Below are 11,649 nucleotides of genomic sequence, written 5' to 3' on the forward strand. Positions count from 1 at the left end.
GGGCCGGGCCGGACTGAGCCGACACCGAGCCCAGGCCCTGCAGACGCTACGGAAGGCAGCCGCCGGTAAGCGGCGTGGAGCGGCTGGAACGAGGCGAGACGCGAGAGTGACAGCGGCTGGACATGGCGACGGGCGCCGCTCCCGGTGTCCCGGAGGCGGCGCCCGTCGTACTGCTTCGGTTGAGCGTCAGTGCCGATCGATGTCGCTGGCGGTGTCCTCGCGGTAGCTCGCGCCACCGACGGCCTCGCAGGGGAGCGGCTTGGCGCCACCCTCCGGCGGGCCGGCCACGCTCTGGCCGGCGGCCAGCTCGGGGAACTTCGCGTCGAACGCCGGCCGCTCGGAGCGGATGCGCGGCATGCGGTCGAAGTTGCGCAGCGGCGGCGGGCTGCTGGTCGCCCACTCCAGCGAGTTGCCGTGACCCCAGGGGTCGTTCACCTCGACCACCGGGCCGGTCTTGTACGACTTCCAGCAGTTGTAGATGAACGGCAGCGTGGAGATACCGGTGATGAACGCGCCGATCGTGGAGATCATGTTCAGCGTGGTGAAGCCGTCGCTGGGCAGGTAGTCGGCGTAGCGGCGGGGCATGCCCTCGTTGCCGAGCCAGTGCTGCACCAGGAACGTGGTGTGGAACCCGATCATGGTGAGCCAGAAGTGCACCTTGCCCAGGCGCTCGTCGAGCATCCGGCCGAACATCTTCGGGAACCAGAAGTAGATGCCGGCGAAGACGGCGAACACGATGGTGCCGAAGAGCACGTAGTGGAAGTGCGCCACCACGAAGTACGAGTCCGACACGTGGAAGTCGATCGGCGGGCTGGCCAGCAGCACACCGGTGAGACCACCGAAGAGGAACGTGACAAGGAAGCCGACCGCCCAGAGCATGGGCGTCTCGAAGCTGATCTGGCCCCGCCACATGGTGCCGATCCAGTTGAAGAACTTCATACCGGTCGGCACGGCGATCAGGTAGCTCAGGAAGCTGAAGAACGGCAGCAGCACCTGGCCGGTGGCGAACATGTGGTGCGCCCAGACGCTCATGGAGAGCGCGGCGATCGCGACGGTCGCGGCGACCAGACCCTTGTAGCCGAAGATCGGCTTGCGGGAGAAGACCGGGATGACCTCGCTGATGATGCCGAAGAACGGCAGCGCCACGATGTAGACCTCGGGGTGCCCGAAGAACCAGAACAGGTGCTGCCAGAGCATTGGCCCACCGGTTGCGGGGTCGTACACGTGCGCGCCGAGGATGCGGTCCGCGGCGAGCGCGAAGAGCGCGGCGGCCAGCAGCGGGAAGACCAGGATCACCAGAAGGCTGGTGACCAGGATGTTCCACGTGAAGATCGGCATCCGGAACATGGTCATGCCGGGCGCGCGCAGGGTCAGCACCGTGGTGATCATGTTCACGGCGCCGAGGATGGTGCCCAGACCGGAGATGGCCAGACCCATGATCCACATGTTGGCGCCGACGCCGGGCGAGTGCTCGACGCTGCTCAGCGGCGCGTACGCGAACCAACCGAAGTCGGCGGCGCCACCCGGGGTGATGAACCCGGCCGTCGCCATCGTCCCGCCGAACAGGTACAGCCAGTAGGCGAAGCTGTTCAGCCGGGGGAAGGAGACGTCGGGCGCGCCGATCTGGATCGGCACGATGTAGTTGGCGAAGGCGAACACGATCGGCGTCGCGAAGAACAGCAACATGATCGTGCCGTGCATGGTGAAGAGCTGGTTGTACTGCTCGGGCGACAGGAACTGCAGCCCTGGCCGGGCCAGCTCAGCCCGCATGATCAGCGCCATCAGGCCGCCGATCATGAAGAACACGAACGCGGTGACCATGTACATGATCCCGATTTGCTTCGCGTCCGTGGTTCGCAGCAGCCGCGCGATGGCCGACCCCTTGACCGGCTCCCGGACCGGCCAGGGCCGGGTCACGACCGGCTTGGGTGCGACGGTGGTCACGAGTGGCCTCCGGTTCTCGGTTGTCCCGCTCGGCACACGCTGGTTATCGGCGGGCCGTCATCCGCAAGGAGGATAGTCCCCGGCAGGTCGCAGCGCCGCGTGGGGTGGCGTGACACGATCTACAACGGGCCTACAGCGGGCCGAGCAGGAGCCGGTAGTGCTCCCCGAAGATCCGGTCGCCGCGTCCGCGCAGCAGCGGGTCGCGCAGCGCCGGCGGCACGTCCCTGGTCCGGTTGCGGTCCCGGGTCCGGTCGGCCACCCATCGGGTACGCGGGCGGCGACGGCTCTCGTACGCCACCAGCGCCGCCTCCACGCTGTTGGCGGCGCGCAGCGACTCGGCCAGCACCACGGCGTCCTCCAACGCCATGGCCGCGCCCTGCGACAGCGTCGGGGCGGTGGCGTGCGCCGCGTCGCCGACCAGCAGCACGCGCCCCCGGTGCCAACGGCCCAGCTCCACCTCGTCGGTGATCCCGACGTGCACCTCGTCGAGCGCCGCCAGCACCTCGGGCACCGGGCCGCGGTAGTCGGCGAAGAGGTCCCGCAGCCGCGCGAGGGGGTCGGCGGGTTCCTCGGTGCCGGCCTCGTCGGCGTAGAGGTGCAGTCGCCCGGCGCCGATCGGCACCATCAGGAACCCGGAGCGCTGGCCGAGCAGTGCGGTCCACTCGGTGACCGGTGGGCCGTCCTGCGCGACGGCCCGGTAGACCACCTGCCCGACCGGGCGCGGCGGCCCACCGAGGGCGGCCAGCGCGCGGACCGAGGACCGTGGCCCGTCGGCGCCGATGACCAGGTCGTACTCGGTGGTGGTGCCGTCGGTGAAGGTGACGCCGACGGCACCGGGGAGCAGGTCCAGGGTGCGGACCTCGGCGCCGTGCCGGACCGCGCCGCCGGCACCGCTGAGCAGCACCCGGTGCAGGTCGGCGCGGGGTAGTGCCCGGCACTCGCCGACGCCGGCCCAGAGGGCGTCGAGGTCGACCTCGCAGAGTTGCGCGCCCGCGGCGTCGAAGAACCGCTGCCGGTGGATCACCTGCCCGACCGGCCGGACCGGGTCGTGCAGGTCGAGCCGGTGCAGTGCGCGGGCGGCGTTGCCGGGCAGGTAGAGACCGGTCTCGGTGGACTCCCCCGGTGGCAGCTTGTCGGTGACGTCGGGCCGGAAGCCCGCCAGGCGCAGCGCCCGGGCTACGGACAGGCCGGCGATGCCCGCGCCGACGACGAGGATGCGCAGGGGGGAGCCACCCATGGTGGTGTACGCCTCCGGAGGGGGAGCGGCACGCGTTGGAGGCAACACGCTACTCGGAGCGATCGGCGCACACCAGGCCCAATCGGCCCGCACCCCGCCGCTCGTCGGCGACCCGTGCCGTTTGGCCGGCCGGCCGTCGCCGGCCGTAAGGCGGGGATGGCAATCCTCACAATTTGCCAGTTCAACCCCGACGGTTGCGCGTCAGTTTCAGACATGTAAATGTGTCGTTGAGCGTGGGAGCGCTCCCGCACTGCCCCACCACATCCGGCGCCCGGCACGCGCCGAGTCAAGGAGCGTCATGAAACGTCAACTTCGGGCCCTGGCCGTCGCCGGGTTGCTGGTCGCCAGTTCCCTGGTGGCCGTGACCTTCGGCGGCACCGCCTCCGCCGACACCCTGATCTGCGAACAGTACGGCTCGACCACCATCCAGGGCCGCTACGTCGTGCAGAACAACCGCTGGGGCACCACCGCCCAGCAGTGCATCAACGTCACCAGCAGCGGCTTCGAGATCACCACCCTGAACGGCAGCAGCCCGACCAACGGCGCGCCCACCGCGTACCCCTCGGTGTTCTTCGGTTGCCACTACACCAACTGCTCCCCCGGCACGAACCTGCCGATCCAGGTGAGCCAGATCAGCAGCGCCACCAGCAGCATCTCCTACCGCTACGTCAGCGGCGCCACCTACAACGCGTCGTACGACATCTGGCTGGACCCGTCGCCGAAGCGGGACGGGGTGAACCAGATGGAGATCATGATCTGGCTCAACCGGCAGGGCCCGATCCAGCCCATCGGCTCGGTGGTCGGCACGACGAACCTGGCCGGCCGCACCTGGGAGGTCTGGCGGGGCAGCAACGGCTCCAACAACGTCATCTCGTACGTCGCGCAGTCGGCGATCTCCAGCCTGAACTTCAGCGTGCTGGACTTCATCAACGACACCCGCAACCGGGGCGCGATCACCAACTCCTGGTATCTGACCAGCATCCAGGCCGGCTTCGAGCCGTGGCAGGGCGGCGTCGGCCTGGCCGTGACGTCGTTCTCGGCCAACGTCAACGGCGGCGGCAACCCCACCAACCCGCCGCCGACCACGCCGCCGCCGGGCGGTGGCGCGAGCTGCGCGGTGAAGTACACGGCGAACTCGTGGAACAACGGCTTCACCGCCGACGTGCAGATCACCAACACCGGGTCCAGCGCGATCAACGGCTGGACGATGAACTACAACCTGCCCAGCGGGCAGACCGTCACCAACGCCTGGAACGCCACGGTGAGTCAGAGCGGGTCCGCGGTGACCGCCCGGAACGTGAGCCACAACGGGTCCATCGCACCCGGGGGCACTGCCAGCTTCGGCTACCAGGGGACGGTGAACGGGTCGTACTCGTCGCCGAGCAGCTTCTCGCTCAACGGGGCAACCTGCTCCCGCAACTGACCTGACGGCTGGGGGCGTGACCGTCCGTCGCGCCCCCACCGCGCACGAGATCCGGCGCTGTCAGACCCGGGTGAGGCGTACCGCGTCGGCGATGACCAGGCCGCTGGAGCTGCTCCACCGGCTCACACCGACCCGGTTGGCGTCGCCCGCCGGCAGGGCGAACGTGCCGAGGGCGCGCCACTGCCCGCCGGTGGCCCGTTGGTCGACCCGGACGGTCTGGTTGCCGCTGCTGGTGGCGACGATGTACGGGGCGGCGCTGTTGTAGCCCGAGTTCGCCGGCCACCAGGCCTCGACCCGGTAGTTGCCGGCGGCCGGGACGTTGAACCGGTACCAGGCGACATCGCTGGCGGCGACCGGTTCGGCGTAGCGGTAGTCGGCCCCGTAGCGCTGACTGGAGTACGACGACACGCCCCAGTTGGCGCTGGCGGTGAACCGACCGCTGGTGGTGTTGTCCACGGTTGCGGACCAGGTCGTGCCGCCGCCGGCCATCTTCGCCGCCACGTCGGCGCGCATGACGTTCAGGTCGATGAAGGACGGGTCGATCTTGCCGGTGGTGCTGGTTTCCCGGTGGCCCCGGGCGTAGCTGCTGTCCCGGCCGAGGCGGGTGAGCACGGCGGCGGTGGCGGCGACCGACGCGTTGTACTGCGCGGCCGTCATCTCCTGGTTGACGCCGTTGTAGTCGATCTCCCACCCGATCATCAGGGTGTTGCCGTCCCCGGACGGGATCGGTCCACTGCCGCCGCTGACCCCGGCGTGGTTGCAGCGGCCGGCGGAGATGACGTGGAAGACGCCGTTGTAGTCGACGAGCGCCTGGCACAGCGGCCCCGGCAGGTCGGAGCGGCCGTTGATGCAGATGCCGAGGGCCGGGTGCGGGTTGCTGGCGCTCGAGGTCGAGGCGGTGTGGTGCCAGAGCACTCCGATCGGGTCGAAGGAGCCGGGGCGCATCCGGTTGAGCCAGTCGCCCTCGACGACGACCTGGACCCCGGCGGCCCGCAGCACGTCCACCAGCCAGGGGATCGTCGCCATCAGGCGTCCGCGAGCAGGTCGGCGAGGCACTCGGCCTTCGGCGCGGCGCTGGCCGGGGCGGGTCGGGCGACGACGGTCAGCGCGGCGACCAGCAGGGCGGGGATGCCCAGCACCCCACGGCGGCGCAGACGGACGGATGGTGATCGGGTCATGGCGATCCTCCAGCGACGGCGGGCACGAACGGATCGACGAACGTGATGACGGGCACGCTATACCGTCACGTACGTCGATGTCGATACCCTTCATCAGCGGGTCACCCGCTGAAGGAATCCGCCGATCAGCCCTCGCCGAGCGCGTCGATGTCGCGCATCTCCTCCGCCGTCAGCGAGAAGTGGAAGACGTCGAAGTTGGCGGTGATCCGCTCCGGGGTCACCGACTTCGGAATCGCCACGATCTCGTGGTCGATGTGCCAGCGCAGCACCACCTGCGCGGGCGAGACGCCGTGCGCGGCGGCGATCCTGACCAGCACCGGGTCACTGAGGTCACTGGTCTTGAACGGGCTGTACCCCTCCAGCACCACACCCCGGTCCCGGTGCTCGGCGTGCCGCTGCCGGTCGTACAGCGCGGGGCTCCACTCGATCTGGTTGACCGCCGGGTTCTCCTCGGTGGACTGGATCAGCTCGTCGATCTGAGCGGTGCTGTAGTTGCTGACGCCGATGGCCCGGGTGAGATTCTCGTCCCGGGCGGCGATCAGCTCCCGCCAGAGCGGGATGCTGACGGCCGGCGACCTCGGCGGCCAGTGGATCAGCCAGAGGTCCAGGTGGTCGACGCCGAGCGCCTCCAGGCTGGCCTCCAGCGTCTGCCGCTCCCGGCCCACCTGGTTGGGCGGCAGCTTGGTGGTGATGAAGACGTCCTCCCGGCGCAGCCCGCTCTCGCGCACCGCACGGCCGACCTCCCGCTCGTTGCCGTACACGGTGGCGGTGTCGAGGTGCCGGTAGCCGGTGTCGAGCGCCGCCAGCACGGCGTCGTACCCGGCCTGGCCGGTGGCCTGCCAGGTGCCGAAGCCGAGCAGGGGCATCCGCACGTCACCGGGGAGCAGGGCGGTGGGCTGGTCGGTGAGGTCCATGAGGTCCGTTCTACCCCGCCGCGCCCCCGACCGCCGAGTGAACCGGACACTGGGGCGTCCAGCGCACCGGTCGGTTTTGCCGGAGAATGCGGGTGTGACCGACCGGCTGCGGGAGTACCGGCGACGGCGGGACGCGGCCCGCACACCCGAGCCGGTGCCGCAGGGCCCGCCGTCGGCCGGCCCCGACGCCGCCCGCTTCGTCATCCAGCAGCACCACGCCCGCAGCCTGCACTGGGACCTGCGCCTGGAGCACGACGGGGTGCTCGCGTCCTGGGCGGTGCCACGCGGGCTGCCACGCGATCCGGGTCGCAACCACCTCGCCGTGCACACCGAGGATCACCCGATGGAGTACCTCGACTTCGCCGGCGAGATCCCCGCCGGTAAGTACGGCGGGGGCCGGATGCTGATCCACGACCGGGGCACCTACCACTGCGAGAAGTGGCGCGACGACGAGGTGATCGTGACCCTCGCCGGTGACCGGACCGCCGGGCGCTACGTGCTGTTCGCCACCGGCGGGCGGGACTGGATGGTCCGCCGCACCGACCCCGCGCCACCCGGCTGGACAACGATGCCGGATCTGGTCCGGCCGATGCACGCCACGCCCGCCGCCGGGCTCCCCCGCGACAGCGCCGCCTGGGGGTACGAGCTGCGCTGGGACGGCGTCCGGGCGATGGCGTACGTCTCCGGCGGCCGGCTGCGGCTGCTCTCCGAGACCGACGAGGACATCACCGGCGGATATCAGTGGCTGCGCGCGATGGCCGAGGCGCTCGCCCCCACCGAGGCGGTGCTCGACGGTGTGCTGGTGCGCATCGACGGTGCCGGCCGGGTGCGTCCGGTGCGTCCGAGCACCGGCAGCCGGGTCCCCGCCGACGCCCAGTACCTGATCGTCGACCTGCTCTGGCTGGAGGGCGTGAGCAGCGTCGACGTGCCGTACGCGCAACGCCGGGAGCTGCTCGATGGGCTGGCCTTGGCCGGTGCGCACTGGCAGACTCCGCCGTGGTTCCCGGGCGCGGGCGACGAGGCCCTGCGTGCCGGGCAGGAACAGGGCCTGCCGGGCGTGGTCGCCAAACGGCTGGACTCGGTCTACGAGCCGGGGCGGCGCAGCCGACGCTGGCTGGGCATCGACGCGGTCTGACGCGAGGAGCGACGTGTACCTGACCCACCTGGACTGCCCGCGGTGCGGCAAGGAGCACGCCGCCGACCGGTTACAGAACCTCTGCGACTGCGGGTCGCCGCTGCTCGCCCGCTACGACCTGCCAGCCGTGGCGAAGGCGGTCACCCCGGAACGCTTTCCGCTGCGCCCGGCCGATCTGTGGCGCTACCGGGAGCTGCTGCCGGTAGCCGATCCCCGGCACGTCACCACGCTGGGCGAGGGTTGGACGCCACTGCTGCGCACTCCGGCGTACGGCACCGAGATCGGCATCGCGGACCTGATGGTCAAGGACGAGGGGCTGATCCCGACCGGCTCGTTCAAGGCCCGGGGTGCCGCGGTCGGCGTGAGCCGGGCCCGTGAGCTGGGCGTCGAGCGGGTCGCGATGCCCACCAACGGCAACGCCGGGTCGGCCTGGGCCACCTACGCCGCGCGGGCCGGGATGGGCGCGACGATCGTCATGCCGTTGAGCGCGCCGAGTATCTGCCGGCGCGAGTGCGTCGCCGCCGGGGCCGACCTGCGCCTGATCGACGGGCTGATCGGCGACGCCGGCCGGCGGGTGGCCGAGCTGATCGCGGAGTCGAACGGGGCGATCTTCGACGCCGGCACGCTGCGCGAGCCCTACCGGCTGGAGGGCAAGAAGACGATGGGGTACGAGATCGTCGAGCAGCTCGGCTGGCAGGTGCCGGACGTGATCATCTACCCGACGGGCGGCGGTGTCGGCCTGATCGGCATCCACAAGGCGCTGCACGAGCTGCGCGAGCTGGGCTGGGTCGGTGACAAGCTGCCCCGGCTGGTGGCCGTGCAGTCCACCGGCTGCGCGCCGATCGTGCGGGCGTTCGCCGCCGGCGAGAATCGGGCGCAGCCGTGGGCGGACGCGCACACCGTGGCGTTCGGCATCACGGTGCCGGCCCCGCTGGGCGACGAGCTGATCCTGGCGGCGCTGCGGGAGTCGTCCGGCACGGCCGTCGCCGTCGACGACGCGGACATCCTGGCCGACCTGCGGGAGTTCGCCGGTCGGGAGGGGCTGCTGCTCTGCCCCGAGGGTGCGGCCTGCCTGACGGCGGCGCGGCAGCTGCGCGCCGGCGGGTGGATCCGGGCCGGCGAACGGGTGGTGGTGCTCAACACCGGCGCCGGGCTGAAGTATCCGGACACTGTCGACGTGTCCGGCGTACCCGTGCTGGCGTGAGAGCCGGCACCCCGCGGACCGCGGGGTGCCGACGCACGGTGCCTACTGGTAGGTGATGTCCGATGGTGAGTAGAGGCAGTTGACGCCGTCGGCGCCCTCGCCGATCTCGGTCGGCTCGCTGCCCTTCGGCACGCCCTTGTACTTCACGCAGATCGAGGTCTCCCGGTCCGGGTCGCCGACGATGGTGATCCGGGTGAACCGGGCGGTGTCGCCCCAGTTGGTGTTGATGCCGGCGATCGCGTCGGTGTTCCGGACGATCACGTTGTCGATCACCACGTGCCGCTGGTACGACGTGGAGCAGTTGCCGCAGGCCCGGTAGAGCTTCCCGGCGTTCTCCACCCGGAAGTTCTTGATGTAGACGGTGCCCGACCCGTTGTGTTGGAAGACCTTGTCGCTGGCGGAGCGGGCGCCACCGCCGTCGACGGTGTACGTGGTGCCGCCGCGGAAGGTCGCCGCGTCCTCGCCGACGTCCTCCCACCAGACGTTGATCAGGGTGCAGTTGCCCTCGCAGTGCACACCGTCACCAGCCGGCGCGCCGATGATCACGTTGCGCAGGGTGGCCCCGGCGGCCAACTCGAACATCGGGTCCTGGCTCTCGCTCTGCCCGCCGTCACCGATGCCGTAGTAACGCTTGAGCCCGCCGTCGAAGGTGCCGGACACCGGGATGGTCGCGTCCACCTTCTGGCTGGCGGTGGGCGTCGGCCAGCCGGCCGGCGGCGGGGTGGTGGTGGGTGGCGGAGTGGTCGGCGGCGGGGTGGTGGTCGGCGGTGGCGTGGTCGGGGTGCCACCGCCGGACGAGTCGACCAGCACGTCGTCGAAGCCACCGCTGGCGTACGCGGTGACCAGGCCGATCCGGCCCGCGCCGACCAGGCTGTTGCTGCCGGAGGCGATCTGGGTGCCGTTGACGAACCCGCGGATGGTGCTGCCGCTGGTCTCGATGCGCAGGGTGTACCAGGTGCCGGTGCCGACGCCGAGCGAGGCGGAGCCGATCGCCGTGACGGAGCTGCCGTTGACCGCCTGGAGTTCGGCGCGGCCGGAGCCGAGCAGGGCCAGCCGGTACATCTTGGTGCTGCTGGAGGAGCGGGCGGCGAGCCCGACCAGGGCGCTGGACGAGCCGAAGCTCGCCGGCCTGACCCGGGCCTGCACGGAGTAGTTGGTCCAGCTGGTCTGGCCGGCGAACTGGCGCGCCAGCTCACTGCCGGCGTTGGACTGGTTGAGCACCCCCGAGCCGTCCACCGCCCAGGTGCCACCGGACTTGGACCAGCCGGAGGTGTCGCCGTCGGTGAAGTCGTCGCTGAGGATGGTGGCCGCGAAGGCCGAGGTCATGCCGGCGGCGAGGGCCGCCACGGTCACCCCGGCACCCACCGCCAGCAGTAGTGGTCGGCGGCCGGAGAGTCGTCTTTGCTGCACAGGTGTCCTCCTTGACGCATGTGGTGGTGATCCCTGTGCCCGTCGGGCCCGAGACGCGTCGGCGCGGCGTGCGGCACTGAACGGGATCGGTGTGGCCCCGTCGGACGCCCGGATCCGAAGCGGGGTGAAGCGGGATCAAAGCCGTGGGAAAGGGCTTTCCCGCATTTTCGAGGCTAGGACTGTCCAACCATCAACGTCAATGCCTGGCGCTTGCAGGTCTGTTGCAGGATTCGACGGATCAGTAGCTCTCCGGCTCGGTGATCCGCCAGGCCGCGTTGATCAGCCCGATGTGCGAGAGCGCCTGCGGCATGTTGCCCAGCTGCATCCCGGTGGCCAGGTCGATCTGCTCGCTGAACAGCCCCACGTCGTTGGCGTACCCGACGACCCGCTCGAAGAGCGCCTCGGCCCGCTGCTGCTCGCCCGTCATCACCAGGCACTCCACCAGCCAGAACGAACACAGCAGGAAGCCGGCCGGGTCGGCCGTCCAGCGTCGCAGCAGACCGGCCTCGGTGCCCAGCTCGCGCTCGACCATCGCGATCGTCGAGCGCATCCGTGGGTCGGTGGCCGGCAGGAAGTGCGTGACCGGCAGGGCGAGCACCGAGGCGTCCAACTCCGCCGACCCGAACGCGCCGGTGAACGCCCCGATCCGTTCGTTCCACCCCTCGCGCAGCACGGTCTCGCGGATCTCGTCACGCACGTTGGCCCAGCGACGGGGGTCGGCCTGATCACCGAGCCGGTCGGCGAGCCCCACCGCCCGGTCCATGGTCAGCCAGCAGGACACCTTGGACGAGAGGTAGTGGCGCTCGTCGTCGCGGGTCTCCCAGATGCCCCGGTCCGGCAGGTGCCACGTCGCTGCCACCTGCTCGGTCAACCCGAGCACCATCTCCCGCAACTCGACCTCGAAGTTCGCACCGAGGTAGTCGCGCAGCCGCCACACCGCCGATATCACCTCGCCCGGCACGTCGAGCTGACGCTGCCGCCAGGCGTCGTTGCCGATCCGCACCGGCCGGCTGTCCCGGTAGCCGCGCAGGTGGTCGCAGTGGTGCTCGGAAAGGTCGCGCTCGCCCTCCAGCCCGAAGAGCACCGGCACGGGTTCGTCGCCGAACCGGCCGATCGAGCGGGTCGCCCAGGCGAAGAGCCGGGACGTCTCCTCGGGGCAGGCCGCCACCCAGAGCGCCCGCATCGTCAACGAGAAGTCCCGCAG

Annotated in this window: 10 protein-coding genes; 3 read left to right on the forward strand and 7 right to left on the reverse strand. The window is 70.8% G+C overall.

From position 1 onward, the window contains the following. Window positions 1-186: 186 nt before the first annotated feature. Both ctaD and KBX53_RS09315 read right to left on the reverse strand, forming a co-directional pair. Entirely contained in the window at window positions 187-1,944 is a 1,758-nt protein-coding gene (gene ctaD / locus KBX53_RS09310; RefSeq protein ID WP_210858662.1) for a cytochrome c oxidase subunit I, read from the reverse strand. 130 nt (window positions 1,945-2,074) lie between these two features. Beyond that, the gene (locus tag KBX53_RS09315) at window positions 2,075-3,181 is read right to left on the reverse strand and encodes an FAD-dependent monooxygenase (protein WP_210858664.1); all 1,107 of its coding nucleotides are present in this window, start codon (window positions 3,179-3,181) and stop codon (window positions 2,075-2,077) included. Between the two features lie 298 nt (window positions 3,182-3,479). On the opposite strand from KBX53_RS09315, the gene KBX53_RS09320 reads away from it, so the two are divergent. Beyond that, window positions 3,480-4,604 carry a cellulose binding domain-containing protein gene (locus KBX53_RS09320; protein ID WP_030331290.1) on the forward strand — a complete coding sequence of 375 codons (1,125 nt, stop codon included), beginning with the start codon at window positions 3,480-3,482 and terminating at the stop codon, window positions 4,602-4,604. A gap of 60 nt (window positions 4,605-4,664) precedes the next feature. Here KBX53_RS09320 and KBX53_RS09325 read toward each other — a convergent pair whose 3' ends face one another. The 3 genes from KBX53_RS09325 to KBX53_RS09335 form a co-directional block, all read right to left on the reverse strand. After that, a complete protein-coding gene (locus tag KBX53_RS09325; protein WP_030331295.1) occupies window positions 4,665-5,630 on the reverse strand; it encodes an N-acetylmuramoyl-L-alanine amidase in 966 nt (321 codons plus the stop codon). Next, the gene (locus KBX53_RS09330) at window positions 5,630-5,782 is read right to left on the reverse strand and encodes a hypothetical protein (protein ID WP_167337296.1); all 153 of its coding nucleotides are present in this window, start codon (window positions 5,780-5,782) and stop codon (window positions 5,630-5,632) included. The genes KBX53_RS09325 and KBX53_RS09330 overlap by 1 nt, the downstream gene beginning before the upstream one ends. 125 nt (window positions 5,783-5,907) lie before the next feature. Beyond that, window positions 5,908-6,696 carry an aldo/keto reductase gene (locus KBX53_RS09335; protein WP_210858666.1) on the reverse strand — a complete coding sequence of 263 codons (789 nt, stop codon included), beginning with the start codon at window positions 6,694-6,696 and terminating at the stop codon, window positions 5,908-5,910. Window positions 6,697-6,790: 94 nt separating this feature from the next. Between KBX53_RS09335 and KBX53_RS09340 the strand changes: the two genes are divergently transcribed. Both KBX53_RS09340 and KBX53_RS09345 read left to right on the forward strand, forming a co-directional pair. Then, window positions 6,791-7,831, forward strand: a complete 1,041-nt coding sequence (locus KBX53_RS09340) for a DNA polymerase ligase N-terminal domain-containing protein (RefSeq protein WP_210858668.1) — start codon at window positions 6,791-6,793, stop codon at window positions 7,829-7,831. Between the two features lie 13 nt (window positions 7,832-7,844). Continuing rightward, on the forward strand, window positions 7,845-9,035 hold the full coding sequence (locus KBX53_RS09345) for a threonine synthase (RefSeq protein WP_210858670.1): 1,191 nt from the start codon (window positions 7,845-7,847) through the stop codon (window positions 9,033-9,035). 42 nt (window positions 9,036-9,077) lie between these two features. On the opposite strand, the gene KBX53_RS09350 is transcribed toward KBX53_RS09345, so the two are convergent. Next, on the reverse strand, window positions 9,078-10,445 hold the full coding sequence (locus KBX53_RS09350) for a pectate lyase (protein WP_210858673.1): 1,368 nt from the start codon (window positions 10,443-10,445) through the stop codon (window positions 9,078-9,080). A 238-nt stretch (window positions 10,446-10,683) separates the two neighbouring features. Continuing rightward, a partial coding sequence (locus KBX53_RS09355; protein WP_210858675.1) for a glycoside hydrolase family 15 protein occupies window positions 10,684-11,649 on the reverse strand: 966 nt, incomplete at its 5' end.

The organism is Micromonospora sp. M51 (assembly GCF_018070305.1).
Lineage (GTDB): Bacteria > Actinomycetota > Actinomycetes > Mycobacteriales > Micromonosporaceae > Micromonospora > Micromonospora parva.